Below are 15481 nucleotides of genomic sequence, written 5' to 3' on the forward strand. Positions count from 1 at the left end.
TCTTCAATTTGATGAAACGATAAGCACCGAAAGAAATTATTGAACGTCTTTACCGGTAAAGAGTGCGACTCTCGCTTTCACAAGTTCGGTGTATTCCGCTTCCATTTTCTCTGCGCCGGCTTTGTTCAGTTCAGCGATAAAACTGTCGTAAACTTTATCAAAGTCAGCCGGTTTTGCCAATACCGCTTCCGGAATCCGTTTGCGGATAATATCCTGCGTTTTCTGGAAAACCACCTGGTAGTCGCCATCTGTAGGTACCGGCATGTTGAAAAGGGCGCCCCACTCTTTGACAGGAAGATCTTTTTCGCTTGGGAACAGGTCTTTCCAGGTTGTTGCATTATAGGCCTTCAAAGCGGCTTTCTCCGGCTCGGAGTAGCTCGCCACGATTTGCTCAGGGAAGTTTGTGGTGTAGTAGTTGCCTGTGGAATCCTTCACGCCGTCGCCGAAGGTTGGCCCAAATACCCGGTACAAACCAATGCCTGATTCTTTCGCAAAGTTGTTGGCATCGTTAACTTTTCTGTCTTGAACATCCTGAGGAATGACACGTTGGCCGTTCTCATCAACCGTATAATGTTTGCCTTCAATGCCCCAGTTTCTGAGGACCTGACCTTCATCAGAAGCAAGCCAGTCGATGAATTTGATCGCGCGGACCGGGTCCTTGCAAGCAGTTGTGATACTGATGCCGTAACCGTCCAGACCTGCGGACTGCAATTCATGATCTTGTGTCGTTCCATCCAATTGAACCGGGAAATGCGCGTAAGTGTATTCGTTTTTGCCCGCTGTTTTCAAAGCATTCTCCGCATTTTGGTATTCCCATTCCTGGGAGATCAAGCCGAGTACACGGCCGCTTGAAACTTTAGCCTGGTATTGGTCATCTTTTTGTACAAAGGTGTCTTTATCCAGCAGACCTTCGTTGTACATTTTGTTCAACCAGCGGAAATATTCTTTCTCTTCCGGACGTTTGTAGTGAAGCATAGCTTCGTAAGTTTCAGGATTTACATAATATTCACCATCGTCAGGTGCGCCGGTAGCGATAAAGGCCGGGTTGGTTACGGTGATCACGATTTTCCAGTCGTCTGCGTTCAACGTCAGCGGAATCGTCGGCTGACCATCGGTGGTCGGATGTTTGGCCACATATTCCTTCAGCACTTTCTCGTAATCGTCCAGCGTTTTGATTTCCGGATAACCAAGCTCCTCCAGAACCCGCAGCTGTACTTCAAAGCCGCCAGTTGCATCGAAATACTGGTTATCAACGCCAACGTTTGTCGGAATGGAATAGATAGCTTCATCTTCGTTGCTGTATTTCAAGCGGTTCATGCTGTCTTTCATCATTTCTTTAATGTGAGGAGCATATTTGTCGATCAAATCGGTCAAGTCGACCAGAGCGCCTGCATCAACCAGTTTGCCAACTTCACCTTTAGCAAAAATCAAGTCCGGATACTGGCCGCTCGCCGCCATCAAGGCGATTTTGCTTTGGCCGCCGCCGCTGCCGACATCATATTCAGCATTAATCGTTACGCCTGTTTTGGCCGTAATTTCTTTCCCTACATCATCCTGCATATTATTCCAGTTCGGGCTGGTATCCGCCCCGAAGAAACTGAAAGAAACCGGTGAGGTATCCTCTGCGGAATTGGATGCACTGCCCCCATTTGAAGAAGCATTGCCTGCATTGCTGTTATTTCCGCTTCCGCAGCCGCTTAGCAAAAGTACACCAGCCAGCGTCAGAACGGCAAGTGATTTAGAATTTCTCCACTTCATTCTACTTTCCCCCTAGAAAAATTGTACGAAGCTTGTCATTGCTATGAAGCTTATATTGTATATCAGGCTGACGCCTGGACATACCGCTGTTATCTTTTTTGAACAGCCCGGCAAACGCCAAGCCGCCCGCCAAATGGTGCCGCTTACAAGTAAGGGTTTACATTAATTCTTAAAAAATTAGTTAACCCAGACCCCTGAAGCCCGGTTAGTCTCTTAACCTAAAAGCTGGTTTGGAATACCCGGCCTGCTCCGGAACTCTCATCCGGAGCAGGCCTGATTCCTTGATTGCTTACTGCTGCTGTCGTTATTTCCGTTAGCCTTGGCAGATTAAGCCTTCACTGCTCCCAGCGTCATCCCGCCTACAAAATATTTCTGCAGGAAAGGATAAACGACCAGAATCGGAAGGGTGACCACAATGGTAATCGCCATTTTAATCGATTCCGGAGAAACGTTCGCCATCTGGTTCGCGAGATCATTGGCATTGGTCATTGCGCTGCCCTGGTTCGTGCTGTCCAAAATTTTCATCAGCTCGTATTGCAGCGTGGTCAAACTAGGTTTGTTGCCGTTATAGAGATAAGTATCAAACCAGGAATTCCATTGGCCCACCGCCAGGAACAAAGCGATCGTGGCCAGCACCGGTTTACAGAGCGGCAAAATGATTTTGTAGTAGATGACGAAATCATTAGCGCCGTCCAGTTTGGCTGATTCCTGCAAGGCATAAGGCAGACCGTCGATGAAAGAGCGGATCACGAAGACGTTAAACGCGCTCACCAGGCCGGGCAGGACGTAGATGCCGAAGGTGCCGAGCAGGTGCAGGTCGCGCATCAGGATGTAGACCGGAACCATGCCGCCGGAGAAATACATCGTCATCGCCAGGAATACCGATACGAAGCGGCGGCTTCGGAAATCCGGCCGGCTCAGCGTGTAAGCCAGCATGGAAGAGCTGATCAGCCCGAGCAGGGTACCGATGACCGTCCGCAGGATTGAAATTTTAAAGCCTTGAACCAGTGAGGTATAACCAAAAATCGTTTTATAATTTTCCAGCGTAAACTCCCTAGGCCAGATGTAGATCCCGCCCCGCACCGTGTCGGTCGAATCGTTCAGTGAAATCGCCAGCACGTTCAGGAACGGATACAGCGTGATTACAAGCACCAGGCCGAGCAAGATGTAGTTGATCACGTCAAACGTCCGCTCGCCTTTGGTTGCATTAAATGCCTTGCTGCTGCTTGCCATACGGTCCACCTCCTACATGATGCTTTCTTTCGCGAATTTTTTGAACAAACCGTTAACGGTAAAGAGCAGGATAATGCTGATGACCGAGTTGAACATGCTGATCGCCGTACCATAAGAGAAGTGGGCGATTTTGATCCCGTAATTCAGAGCGTACAGGTCGAGCACCTGCGAATAATCCGTCACGAGACTGTTGCCGAGGAGCATTTGCTTTTCGAAGCCGATGCTGAGCAAATGCCCGATCGACATGATGAAGAGAACCATAATCGTAGAGCGGATGCCCGGAATCGTAATGTTCCAGATTTGCCGGAAACGTCCGGCGCCGTCCACGCGGGCAGCCTCGTAAAGCTCCTTATCAATGCCGGTAATAGCCGCCAAATAAATGATGGCGTTCCAGCCGGTCTCCTTCCAGACGTCGGAAGCCGTTACAATTCCCCAGAACCAGGTTCCTTTAGCCATGAATTGAATCGGTTCATCAATAAGATGAAGCCAGACCAGAAGCTGGTTGATGATGCCGTCCATCGAAAGCAGATTCGAGATAATGCCCGCCACAACTACCCAGGATACAAAGTGAGGCAGGTAAGAAACGGTCTGCGTGACCCGCTTGAAGGCCATCCCCCGAACCTCATTAAGCAGAATCGCAAAAACAATCGGGACGATAAAACCAAAGATCAGTCCCAGTACACTCATCGCCAGCGTGTTTCTCAGCACCAGATAAAACTGGTCGTCATGGAACAGCCTGACGAAATTATCGAAACCCACCCATTTCTGTTCGCTGAAGGATTTGGCCGGCTTGTAGTTTTGAAAAGCCATCGTCCAGCCCCAGAGCGGCAGGTAGTTAAAGACAAACAGCCAGATTACAAACGGCAAAGACATCAGGTACAAATATTTTTGCTGGACCACGGTCCGCCAAATTCCGTTTGGTCTCTTGGGCGGCAGCCCGGTTGCGCTTTCATTTTCAGACAAATTTGAATGCTTTCGGAACCCTTTCCACCTTGATTTCTTGTTCTGTTGTTCACGTTCCGTAGGCACAGAGGATACGCTTTCATTCGTGGATGCCGAGTTGGCTGTTAGCGTTTCCATTGCTCTACTCCCCCTCTCTGCTATGCCTTCATTCTAGCTTGTAAGGGGTTACAGAAATACCCGACAGATTGGAGAAGAAACCATATAAAAATTAGAGATCCATCCACAAAAAAAGGGCCTTTCACCCCCTATACCATAGATAAAGGGATTGAAAAGCTCATCCGTGTTCCCCGCCCATATTCGCTTTCTATGACCAGCCCGCTTCCCTCGCCGTACGACAAGGTCAATCGCTGGTGAACGTTGCGCAGACCGATACGGTTGTTCTCTTCTTCCGGCCCGGATAGAAGCTCTCTCACTTCCTGCAGCCGCTCCGGCGTCATGCCGCTGCCGTTATCTTCAACGCTCACCCGAAGTTCTTCATCCCGAATCGTCAGATTGACGACGACTTTAACCGTTCCGTCCTTGTTCTCCAGTCCATGCACAACGGCATTTTCTACGAGCGGCTGGACAATCAGGGCAGGCACGCGCAGCCTTGCCGTTTCCGGAGCCACGTTTAATTCGTATTCCAGCCGGTCTTCATAACGAAATCTTTGAATCTCCAGATAGGAGGAGACCATCTCCGCTTCGTTCTGTAGCGTCGTTTTCTCCCGGCCGATTTCGAGATTTTTGCGCATCAGCTTGCCGAGCAGCCTCACGATGTTGGCCAGTTCTTTTTCACCCTTCAAATAGGCATTCATCCGAATCGACTCCAGGGCGTTAAATAGAAAATGCGGATTGATTTGGCTGGCCATCATCTTCAGCTTGATTTCCCGCTGGGCGATCTCAAGCTGGTTGTTCTGTTCAGTCGTCTCCACGACCTGATTCATCAGCCGGCTGATGCTCTCGACCATATAGTTGAACTGCCTGGAGAGCTGACCTATTTCATCGCTGCCGTCAATTTGGGAGACTACGTTCAAATTTCCCATCGCCAATTTATTAAAACGCCTGCTGAGCAGCAGAAGCCGTTTCGTCGTCAAAATGGATACGGTATATACAAAAAAGAGGGCGACCAGCAGCACCAGCGCAATAATCAGGAGTCCTATCAAAGCGACCCTGTTGGCGCCTTTCACGATGCTCTGCGTTTCGAACAAGGAAATCACCTTTAACCCGTTCACACTGGAGTCCGGATAAATCGAATTGACAACCACGTAGGAATCCCGGTGATTGATTTCTTTCCGGTAAGTTCCTTTGGCCAGGCTGTTGAGATCGCTGCTGTAACCGATATCCTCCAGCTTTCTGCCGACCATGTCGGCATTTTTGGCTGCGGCCACGTATCCCTGCTCGTCCACAATCACCGTTTCGAAAGGCTCCTGAATCAGCATCCGGTTTAACTCGGATTGGTTGACCTCAACCACCAACACGCCGAACGTGTGATATTCTCGAAAAGGCACCTGTCTTACCAGAGACAAGCGGTTGACGGGCGCGTCCTGCTCCCCTTTCACGTAAAGCCAGTTGATCGCTTTGGTTGCCATGGCTTTCTTATACCAATACGACTCTTTAGCCGTCGCAGTTAAAGGAATAATTTCCAGATTGTTGACCAAAGTAGGGTTGTCGAAATAAATCTTGATGCCGGAAAGTTCACGGTATTGGTTCTTGAAATCCCTGAAGGTGCTGAAGTTCCGGTAAGCAATGGTCAGCTGCAGGTCGCTTTGGTAATTCGTATTGGCGAGCTGTTCCATCTCTTTATCAAAAAGCAGAAGATCCGAAACGTTAAGCGGCACCTTAAACATCGTCTCCAGCTGCATCGTAATTTTCCCCACGTTATTGGTGGCCTGCTCAACAGCCCGGTCCAATGTCTGCTGCCTGAAATAGTAGGTCACGACACTGCCTACGATCAGGATCGGGATCATGACAATCAGCACGTAGGAAACGAGCAGCTTGTGCTTCAGCTTCAAGTTGTTGGTTTTCTGCAGCAGTTTATCTAACAATCCCCATGCCCCCCGCGATCTTGAAAAGCGCTTACATCACTCTGTTTCTATTATCATACCATACTGCCTGATGGCTTAGCGGGAAAAAGAAACAGCCCCGGGCCCCCTTTCGAGCGGAACAGACCGGGACTTTTCTGAGTTAACAATTATGGATTATTTGAGTGTAATGACCACCGTTGTCCGGCCGTCAAACGCGCCTGCCTTCACTTTGCCGTCCGCCAGCTCTCCTCCTTGAACGGAAGCCACTTCTCCAAGGCCGTGCACCGAAACGGCAAACGGTTTGCCGGCGCCTTCTGCCTTGAGCGTCAAGGTTCGGCCCTCACGTTCGGCCGATACGGTTAATTCGGCTTCGCCTTTCGTATTAGGCACAACCCGGCTGGCGGCAGCGCCATCTTGAAGACTATAGACCGCCAGTTCCACGCCATCCGCATAATCATAATCCGGCCGGACATCGTTAGAGCCCAAAGCCAAAATCGTATTCTCTCGTACATATAGAGGCAGGTTCAGGAAATCATAAGTTTCTTTGTACCATTTGCCTCCTTCAGCCGCTTTGCCGGTCAGCAGATGCGTCCAGCGTCCGTCAGGCAGGTAATAGGTTACGCGGCCGTCTTCGCTGAATACCGGAGCTACCAGCAGAGCGTCGCCCAGCATATATTGGCGGTCAAGCAGCTCAGCCGTCGGGTCCTCGGGGAACTCGAGCAGCATCGGTCTCATCACCGGTACGCCAAGCTTGGAAGCTTCTACCGCTTTGCCGAACAGATAAGGCATCAATTGGGCTTTAAGTTTCGTAAACTTGCGGGTCACTTCTACGGATTCTTCATCATAAGCCCAAGGCACCCGGTACGACGTGCTGCCGTGCAGCCGACTGTGGCTGGACAGCAGGCCAAATTGCAGCCAGCGTTTGAACACATGGGCCGGCGCCGTATTTTCAAACCCGCCGATATCATGGCTCCAGAAGCCAAAGCCGCCAAGCCCTAAAGACAAGCCGCCGCGCAGACTTTCCGCCATCGACTCGTAGTCGGCGTAGCAGTCGCCGCCCCAGTGAACCGGGAACTTCTGGCCGCCGGTGGTGGCCGAGCGGGCAAACACGGCTGCTTCGCCTTCGCCAAGCTTCTCTTTCAAGGTTTCAAAGACTACTTTGTTATAGAGATAAGTATAGTAGTTGTGCATTTTCGCCGGGTCGGAGCCGTCATGGTAAACCACGTCTACCGGAATCCGTTCGCCGAAGTCCGTTTTGAAGCTGTCCACGCCCATGTCGACCAGCTCTCTCAAATATCCGGTGAACCACTCGCAGGCCTCCGGATTCGTGAAATCAACAAGCGCCATGCCCGGCTGCCATAAATTCACCTGCCAGACGTCGCCGTTTGGCTTCTTCACCAGATAACCGCGCTCTTTGCCTTCGGCGAACAGGCGTGATTTCTGGGCGATGTACGGATTGATCCATACGCAGATTTTCAGGCCTTTGGCTTTGAGGCGCTGCAGCATGCCTACCGGATCAGGGAATACTCGCTCGTCCCATTTAAAGTCGGTCCAGTGGAACTCCCGCATCCAGAAGCAGTCGAAGTGGAACACATGAAGCGGCAAATCGCGTTCGGCCATTCCGTCCACAAAGGAGTTAACTGTAGCCTCATCATAATTGGTCGTAAAAGAGGTGGACAGCCACAGACCAAACGTCCAGGCCGGCGGCAGGGCCGGTTTGCCGGTCAGGCTGGTGTATTTGTCCAGTACGCCTTTGGGATCAGGTCCGTCGATGACGAAATATTCAAGAGACTGCCCGGGAACGCTGAATTGTACTTTCTTGACTTTCTCGGAACCCACCTCGAAGGAGACGCCGTTCGGGTCGTTGACGAATACGCCATAGCCTTTATTAGTGATATAGAAAGGAATGTTTTTATAAGCCTGCTCCGAGCTGGTGCCGCCGTCCTTGTTCCAAATGTCCACAACCTGCCCGTTCTTCTGGAAAGCTGTGAACCGTTCGCCAAGCCCGTAAACGTATTCGCCAACCGTCAGATCCAGTTCTTCCCGCATATACACCTTTCCTTCGCTGTCCAGCACATGGGCGCCAGCTTTAAAGCCGCTGCCTGTAATCCGTTCACTGCCTCTATAGAAAGCAAAGGAGAAATGACTGCCTTTGTTGATTCTTACGCTCAGATTGCCGCTGGTCAAAACGGCTTCTTCTTCCGTTTCGGTGATCACGGCATGGCTGTCGTCCGCCGCGCTCAGTTCAAAATGCGGCCCCGTATCGCGAACGCCGTCAAAATGAATCCATTTCACGCCGATTACGCCCGGAGCCGGAGCATGGAATTTGGCTGTCAGCAGCACGCCATTGATCGTATCCGCGCGGCCCGTCAGCGGCGTTGCTGAAACATAAGCATTCAAAGCGTTGCCTTCCCGTTCCACTTCATGAAGCTGTACGGCTGGGATAATCGTAAAGCCTTCCCGAATCAACCAGTTGCCGTCCGTAAATTTCATCCTGATCACTCTGCCTTTTCTTTAACTTTTACTTTTTCATTTGTAAGCGCTATACTTGCATTATAATGATCTATATTTCGGAAAACTAACATAATTGAGCGAATATATAACACAATATTGACGAGGTGATTGGGTTGGAGCAAGCGATGAAGCAAATGCTTAAGGAAAGCCGCGTACACGGCGAACATTTACAGCCCTTTGGCGCCTATTCGCTGGAATACGGCCCTGGAGAGCATGTGTTGGATTGCCATTGGCACGACGAATCGGAATTTTTTTATGTCCTGGAGGGCAGCGTGATGTTTCAGGTCGATGAGGAGCTGTTTCCCGTTCATGCGGGTGAGGCGGTTTTTATTGACGGCGGGGATATTCACGCAGGCCATGCTTACGGCGATGAAGGCTGCCGTTTTTTTTGCGCTGGTCTTCGGCACCCAGCTGCTGAGCAGCGCCAATTACGATGCGATCCAGAATTCGATCGTTTTGCCGTTCCAGGAGCGCAAAACCTCATTCCCCCGGCTGATCAGCCGCAGTACGGCGGAAGAATCCCGCCTGCTGGATCATCTGGACGCCATCCTGCAGCTTTGCGAGCAGCAGAACCTCGGATTTGAAGCCGGGGTCAAGGGCCATCTGCTTCTGATGCTGCAGGAAATGGCATCGGGGGGCTTCGCCTGCGACCGGAGCGTCAGCCATTCCGGTGCTTACACCCGCATGGAGCGGCTCAAGAAAGTGCTGCTCTATATCCAGCAGGAATATGACAAGCCTATCCGTCTCAAGGAATTAGCCGAGCTGATTCCGATGAGCGAAGGCCAGTTCTGCCGTTTCTTCAAATCCATGACCGGACAGACCCCGGTGGATTATATTAACAGCTACCGGATCCGCCAGGCGGCGGGCATGCTGTCCCAGACTGAACGGAAGATTTCGGATATTGCGCTTGAAGTGGGGTTCGATAATATCAGCTATTTCATCCGCGTGTTCCGCAAAATGATGAAATGTTCCCCGTCGGCTTTCCGCCGCGGGGAACTTGGCGAGCTGTAACTTGGGCAGAAATGGAGAGGGGACTTGCAACCTTTTGAGCGGAATGCCCGTCATAAAGGTAACCAATAATGACCAAGAGGTGAACTGAAATTATGAAAAAATCTGTCCGCACACTCCTGCTCACGCTCGTTCTTCTGAGCACCGCCGCCATGCCGGCGTGGGCATTCACGGATACGCAGTCCGATATCAATGCCGAGAAGATCGAAGCTCTTCAGAAGGATCATGTGCTCAGCGGCCAGCCCGACGGCAAGTTTAATCCGCAGGGCGTTATGACTTACGCCGCCGGCGTATCCGCCATTGTAAATGGCTTCCAGTTGACCGTTCCGGAAGGCGTGACGCCAGTTTCGGCCAGCGAGCTTTCCAGCAAGCTGAAAGCGGACGCCTGGTATTCCAAGGCATTTGCAATCGCAGCCGCAAACGGACTTACGGTTCCGAAGGAAGTGGATCCGAATGCGCCAATGACGCGTGAGGTTCTCGTCAACCTGCTTTCCGAAGCTATTAACACGACAGGAAACTATCCGACGATTCTGCTCTACACCCATCTTAACGATGAGGAATCCCTGAACCCGGCATACGCAAGCAGTGTTCAGCATTTGCTGAATATCGGCTTTAAACTGCTAGACAAGGACAACAACTTCCTGCCCAAGCAGACGGTTACCCGCAGCACGGCGGCCGGCTGGGTGTACGACAGTCTTCAGTATGTGAAGAAAATGCAGGAGCAAGAAGACGGCGGCCTTGCGCCGGGCATGTCCCATCCGATGATTCCGGCCGATTCGCTGACTGACTACAGTCTGAGCATCAGCAAGGTCAGCGACAAAGTGAACCAGATTACGATTACCGCTCAGGCGCCGACGCCTGGTTACTCCCTGAGCATCACTTCGATCGAGTTCAAAGACGGTCAGGCTATCCTGCACACGACAATCAGTAAACCCAATCCGGACATGATCGTGCCTCAGGTGATTACGGAGGTATCCACAAGCACCTACATTTCGTCCGATTATAAACCGGTATTGGCGAACGGCGGCGGCACCTCCGGCAAAGCGGTTCAATAATCCGCTCAATAGAAAAACAACAAGGCGTTTCGGATATCGTTTCCGAAACGCCTTTGTTGTTGGATAAACCTATAGTCCTGGACTCTCTTCAAGCATCCGCGCTTTCGGTTTCACCAGCCCCATCAGCCCCACCGGTTTGCACTCCTTCATTCGGCTGCCCGGCATTTTTCCGGTAGGAAGAAGGCGACATGCCTACATATTTGCGGAATTTGCTGTGGAAATAATCCACGTTCGTGTACCCGACCTTCTCGGCAACCTGATAGACCTTCATCCCCTGCTGTAAATATTGCTTCGCATGTTCGATCCGGACCTTATCCAGATAAGTGTTAAAATATTCACCGGTAGCGTTCTTGAACATTTTCCCCAGATAAGCCGTGTTATAATTAAACACCCCGGCCAAGGTCTCCAGCTTTAGATTATCTCCGAAATTGCGCTGGATGAAATCAAGCAGGGCTTTGATGTCCTGTCCTTGCGACCGGCTGCCAAGCGGTTCCATAACCAGATTGAGCAGCTCCCCAATATGCCGGTATAATTCCCGAAGGCTCCGCTGCTGGTAAATGAGTGCAATCCGGTCGGTATAATCCTTCAGACAGCTTCCGAGAATGGTATGACTGGCGGACAACCTGGCAAGCAAGCTGCTCAGCAGCTCGGCAAAATAACGTTTGATGTCGGCTTCCGTCGCCCCTGATGTTTTAAGCCATTCACCGGCCGAGCGGATCAGCGGTTCAAGCGCTGTCCGGTTACCGATGTCCATCGCATAATAAAGCTTGCCCTCCAGGTCCTCTGGCTTGGAGATTTCCTTCTCGCCCCGCTGCCTTGTTTCGAGATCATCCATGGTCAACACGCCGTCAGCATCTATAAAGAACTCATGCTTCAGCAGCTCACGCGCCGCCTCATAAGAATGGCAGATTTCATAAACCGTTCGGACAAAAGGGCCGAGCGCAACGGTGGCCTGCACACCGGTTCCCTCCAGCACAGCCATAATTTCGTTGTAAAGCTGCCTGCGCATCTGTTCGCCAAGCACAGCCGATTTCAGCAGGATTCCGGTTTGAAAATGAACCGAAAAAGCCAGCCCCCGTCCACTTGCTTCGAAATAGTCATTCAGCCGCTGCTCCGCATCTTCATGCCTGCCAAGATATCCGGCACTGCCGGGGCGCTGGTGGAAGTGAAGCAGCATAACCTGATATTCCTTCCAGATTAACCCCAGGCTTTCGGCTCTCGCCTCCATCCCGTTCTCTTCGTCTTCTCCGGTCCGTGTCAGCAGGGATTGGATAAAAATATCCCGGGTCCACTTCTCCGATACGTCGTTCCACTGTTTGTTCTCTTGTGCCTGCTTATGGTCCTCCCGGATTTTCTCCAGATAGGAGATCATCTCTTCCTCGTCAACAGGCTTCAGCAAGTAGCCGTCAGCTCTATGGGAGATCGCTTTTTTGGCGTAATCGAAATCGGCATACCCGCTTAGAATTAAAATGTGCAGTCGATCATCGCGTTCCCTTAAGGACTGAATGAGCTGAAGCCCGTCCATGCCCGGCATTCGGATGTCGGCGACAACCAGCTCCGGTTTGATCTTCTCGTATTGTTCAATAGCCTCAAATCCGTTCGTAGCGGTTCCGGCAACTGTGAAGCCACATTCCTCCCAAGGAATAATGGCCTTCAGCCCCTCGCGGACTTTGGGCTCGTCATCGACAATCAGCACTTTAATCAAAGCGGGGTCCTCCTTCTGAACAAATCTCCTGATGTTTTGCGGCGCAGTTTTGCAGCGCTTTCATTATGTAAAATCAACAGCTTAAATTTTTATAGGCTTTATTATACGGGATTTAATTCGGTAAAATCTTTTAAAATCCCGCGTTCGGATAACACTATTTTAATCTTTCGGGCATTAAGGACAAAAAAATAGCCGGTTCCAACACCGTACGCGTATGCTTCAAGCACTTGCGTCAGGTTGCAAACCGGCCTCCAGGGGTGTATGGGAGGAAATGTCCTTCGGAGCTGTACGCTCTTCTGAACAGATCTAACAAAGATGCGGTCCCGTGCCGGAGGAAAGAGGGTGGTTCGCATCCGGCAGCCGTTGGACCTTACTCTGCTGTTCTTTGTTGGATGAATACAAGCGTCTTCTACTGACAGCCTCAACTTCCAGCCCGGCGGTCACCAGGATGAGGAAGGTCCTGCTTGAGGCGTCAGCCGCCGAATCATCTTCAATCCATTATGTAAGGATTTCTCCCGTCATAGTGAATTTTTTTCTAAAAACCGCTTCGTATGTGTCTAATTATAGGAGGTTTTCTGTTGAAGTCAAGTGTTTTTAGGTAAAGACCAGGTTTATTCGTTCTTTCTATGTAAATAAACCTGACATATCAACCATTGTTTAAAACTTTACCTTCTCTTTTACGGATTTCAGGAAAAAAGGGCATACTGGAGAAGAATTCCTTGTACTTGCCGCCCTTCAATTGTATGCTTACATGTGCTGTTATTTTTTTGCCTAGAAGAATGGAGGTTTACGAAAGACATGAAACGGAATTGGCTGTCTGGAAGTCTCGGGTTTATTCCCGGACAGCACAGTATTAGAAAGGAAATCGGAGCAGGGCTAATCTCTTATTTCTCTGTCGTATATATCGTGATGGTCAACGCGGCCATCCTGCACGATGCCGGCATGCCTCTGCAGGCGGCAATGGTCGGAACCCTACTTACCTCCCTGGCAGGCTGTCTGCTGATGGCCTTCTGGGGCAAGTCTCCGATCATCGTGGTGCCCGGCATGGGGATCAACGCCTTTTTCACCTATACGCTGGTTCACTCCATGAAGCTGAGCTGGCAGGAGGCTTTGGCCGTTACAACAACGGCAGGCCTTCTATTTGCGGTTCTGGCCTTCTCTTCCCTTTATAAAAAGATCAGCGACGCTATTCCGCATAACCTGCAGCATGGCATCAGTGTCGGTATCGGCCTGTTTCTGACCTTTATCGGTCTGCAGAAGAGCGGGATCGTTATCGCCCATCAGACCACTTTCGTGACGATCGGGCATTTCAGCGATCCCAACGTCATTACGGCCTGCATCACGCTGCTGCTGGCGCTCGTTCTGTTCGTACGCAAGGTCAAGGGGGATCTGCTCATCAGCATCCTGGTCGGCACGGCGCTGGCTTACGTGCTTGGAGCAACCCATCCTTCCGGCAATAAGATGGAAGGCAAGCCGCTGCAGCAATACGGCGATCTGTTCGCCCATCTGTCTTTCGGGGCCATCGGCACCTTGGCCTTCTGGATTGCGGTGTTCCTGCTGCTGCTCATTATCGTCTTTGAAAATATCGGGCTGATCGGCGCGCAGACACATATGATCGAACGCCCCGAGACCTTCACCGGCAGCCTGCGGGCCTTGTCGGTATCCAATATTCTGGCCGGCCTCTTCGGCAGCAGTCCGACCGTTGCCGCCGCCGAAAGCACCGCGGGCATCGCGGCCGGCGGCCGGACAGGCCTATCGCCTTTGGTGACCGCGATTCTGTTCGGCGCCACCTTCTTCTTCATTCCGCTGCTGACCTACATTCCCGACAGCGCAATTGCGCCGGTCCTGATCATTATCGGCAGCCTGATGGTCCAGAACATCCAGCAGATGAATTTCCGCGACTTCACGGAGGCCTTCCCGGCATTCCTCGTCATGGTTATGATTCCGTTCACCTACAGCATCATCGACGGCATGGCGTTTGGGTTCATCGCCTACCCGGCAGCCAAGCTGGCGGCCGGACGAGGGAAGGAAGTCAAAGCTGTCATGTATGTAATCACCGCTTTATTTATTGCCAACTTCGTGCTGCATGCCCTGATGTAAAACACAACCTAGCTAAAATTTAAAAGCCCATGCTGCAGAACATAAGGTTTCCTTATCTTCTGGGCATGGGCTTTCCTGCTATTCACCATCACTTCATGTACATTTACTTTCGATATGTGACACAGGTTTTAGAGTCAGTTCTCCCCCATGATGAGCCCCCGCATTGGAAACCGCCTGTTTCCGGGACATCGGGTTAGCCGACAGCAGCATCCCTGCGATCACGATTGTACCCCCGATAACCTGCGATAGAAGAAGAGGCTGACCGAACAATATGGATAGGCCTGCTGTAAAAATTGGCATCAAGTTCATCGTAATACTGGCTTTGCCTGCCCCGAGCTCCTTCACGCCGCGATTCCAGAACAGGAAGGAGCCGATAGACGGGAACAACCCTAGATAAATAATTCCCATGATCCCAAGCGGTGTAACCTGTTCCCGATGAAGCGGCTGCATAAATAGCAGAGGAGTCATAAACAATACACCGAGAACCGCTGTCATAGCGACAAACGCAATCGGCGGGAGATGCTGCGCCCGTTTGCTGACAATGGAATAGACGGCCCACAGAAACACTGCAGCCAGCAAGATGGCGTCTCCCATGTTGTAGCTGGTATCAAATATCGCCAGAAGCCGCCCTTTGGTTAAAACCGTCAAAACGCCGATCAAGGACAGAATTAAACCCGCTCCCTGCCGGAATTTGACCTTTTCTTTCAGAAAGAGAAAGGAAAGCACGCTCACCACTGCTGGAGTCAAGCTGTTGATCAGACTGCCGTTGGTGGATGAGGTATACTTCAGCGCTGTATAAGTAAGCAGTGTATAAATTGCGATGCCTATCAGCGACATAAACAGCAGAAGCCCCCAGTTTCTTCTCCAAATTTGGATCCACGACGGCTTCTCCACCAGTTGAGCCATCGGTAGCAGTACCGAAGCTGCGATCGCCCAGCGCAAAAAAGCCGCCCAGACCGGAGGGAAATCGGCGGTAACCGATTTGCCGAACACCAAATTTCCCGCCCAGAATATATTCGCAAGTATTAAAAACAGCCATGCTTTGGTTTTCATATGGAATCCCCTATCCTAAAATGAATTTGTCTTTATCTCTGCTCATAGAAAGAATACAATAAGAACAGACATAAATAAAATGAATATAA

Annotated in this window: 11 protein-coding genes; 4 read left to right on the plus strand and 7 right to left on the minus strand. The window is 51.0% G+C overall.

What is annotated here, in order from left to right:
• Nucleotides 1–36: 36 nt before the first annotated feature.
• The 5 genes from AWM70_RS11875 to yicI all read right to left on the minus strand — a co-directional run bounded on the left by AWM70_RS11875 (nt 37) and on the right by yicI (nt 8450).
• A complete protein-coding gene (locus AWM70_RS11875) occupies nt 37–1758 on the minus strand; it encodes an ABC transporter substrate-binding protein (protein WP_068696636.1) in 1722 nt (573 codons plus the stop codon).
• Between the two features lie 327 nt (nt 1759–2085).
• Nucleotides 2086–2991, minus strand: a complete 906-nt coding sequence (locus AWM70_RS11880; RefSeq protein WP_068696638.1) for a carbohydrate ABC transporter permease — start codon at nt 2989–2991, stop codon at nt 2086–2088.
• Between the two features lie 12 nt (nt 2992–3003).
• A complete protein-coding gene (locus AWM70_RS11885; protein WP_083180258.1) occupies nt 3004–4071 on the minus strand; it encodes an ABC transporter permease in 1068 nt (355 codons plus the stop codon).
• Nucleotides 4072–4199: 128 nt separating this feature from the next.
• The gene (locus AWM70_RS11890; protein ID WP_068696640.1) at nt 4200–5978 is read right to left on the minus strand and encodes a sensor histidine kinase; all 1779 of its coding nucleotides are present in this window, start codon (nt 5976–5978) and stop codon (nt 4200–4202) included.
• Nucleotides 5979–6131: 153 nt separating this feature from the next.
• Entirely contained in the window at nt 6132–8450 is a 2319-nt protein-coding gene (yicI, locus tag AWM70_RS11895; RefSeq protein ID WP_068696642.1) for an alpha-xylosidase, read from the minus strand.
• Between the two features lie 155 nt (nt 8451–8605).
• Between yicI and AWM70_RS24215 the strand changes: the two genes are divergently transcribed.
• From AWM70_RS24215 to AWM70_RS11905, 3 genes are all read left to right on the plus strand, one after another.
• Nucleotides 8606–9055, plus strand: a complete 450-nt coding sequence (locus AWM70_RS24215; protein WP_335582159.1) for a cupin domain-containing protein — start codon at nt 8606–8608, stop codon at nt 9053–9055.
• Nucleotides 9056–9278: 223 nt separating this feature from the next.
• The gene (locus AWM70_RS24220; RefSeq protein WP_335582160.1) at nt 9279–9482 is read left to right on the plus strand and encodes a helix-turn-helix transcriptional regulator; all 204 of its coding nucleotides are present in this window, start codon (nt 9279–9281) and stop codon (nt 9480–9482) included.
• 92 nt (nt 9483–9574) lie between these two features.
• Nucleotides 9575–10534: a protease complex subunit PrcB family protein gene (locus tag AWM70_RS11905; RefSeq protein ID WP_083180259.1), complete on the plus strand. Its 960-nt coding sequence runs from the start codon at nt 9575–9577 to the stop codon at nt 10532–10534.
• A gap of 88 nt (nt 10535–10622) precedes the next feature.
• Here AWM70_RS11905 and AWM70_RS11910 read toward each other — a convergent pair whose 3' ends face one another.
• Nucleotides 10623–12230 carry a response regulator transcription factor gene (locus tag AWM70_RS11910; RefSeq protein ID WP_237167914.1) on the minus strand — a complete coding sequence of 536 codons (1608 nt, stop codon included), beginning with the start codon at nt 12228–12230 and terminating at the stop codon, nt 10623–10625.
• 807 nt (nt 12231–13037) lie between these two features.
• Between AWM70_RS11910 and AWM70_RS11915 the strand changes: the two genes are divergently transcribed.
• A complete protein-coding gene (locus tag AWM70_RS11915; protein ID WP_068696648.1) occupies nt 13038–14339 on the plus strand; it encodes an NCS2 family permease in 1302 nt (433 codons plus the stop codon).
• A 93-nt stretch (nt 14340–14432) separates the two neighbouring features.
• On the opposite strand, the gene AWM70_RS11920 is transcribed toward AWM70_RS11915, so the two are convergent.
• Nucleotides 14433–15392, minus strand: a complete 960-nt coding sequence (locus AWM70_RS11920) for a DMT family transporter (protein ID WP_068696650.1) — start codon at nt 15390–15392, stop codon at nt 14433–14435.
• Nucleotides 15393–15481 lie beyond the last annotated feature (89 nt).

The organism is Paenibacillus yonginensis (assembly GCF_001685395.1).
Taxonomy (GTDB): domain Bacteria; phylum Bacillota; class Bacilli; order Paenibacillales; family Paenibacillaceae; genus Fontibacillus; species Fontibacillus yonginensis.

Bases quoted from the DNA above. Each gene is read 5' to 3' on its own strand.
- AWM70_RS11875 (WP_068696636.1), bottom strand. From the start codon at position 1,758: ATGAAGTGGAGAAATTCTAAATCACTTGCCGTTCTGACGCTGGCTGGT.
- AWM70_RS11880 (WP_068696638.1), bottom strand. From the start codon at position 2,991: ATGGCAAGCAGCAGCAAGGCATTTAATGCAACCAAAGGCGAGCGGACG.
- AWM70_RS11885 (WP_083180258.1), bottom strand. From the start codon at position 4,071: ATGGAAACGCTAACAGCCAACTCGGCATCCACGAATGAAAGCGTATCC.
- yicI (WP_068696642.1), bottom strand. From the start codon at position 8,450: ATGAAATTTACGGACGGCAACTGGTTGATTCGGGAAGGCTTTACGATT.
- AWM70_RS11905 (WP_083180259.1), top strand. From the start codon at position 9,575: ATGAAAAAATCTGTCCGCACACTCCTGCTCACGCTCGTTCTTCTGAGC.
- AWM70_RS24220 (WP_335582160.1), top strand. From the start codon at position 9,279: ATGACCGGACAGACCCCGGTGGATTATATTAACAGCTACCGGATCCGC.
- AWM70_RS24215 (WP_335582159.1), top strand. From the start codon at position 8,606: ATGCTTAAGGAAAGCCGCGTACACGGCGAACATTTACAGCCCTTTGGC.
- AWM70_RS11915 (WP_068696648.1), top strand. From the start codon at position 13,038: ATGAAACGGAATTGGCTGTCTGGAAGTCTCGGGTTTATTCCCGGACAG.
- AWM70_RS11920 (WP_068696650.1), bottom strand. From the start codon at position 15,392: ATGAAAACCAAAGCATGGCTGTTTTTAATACTTGCGAATATATTCTGG.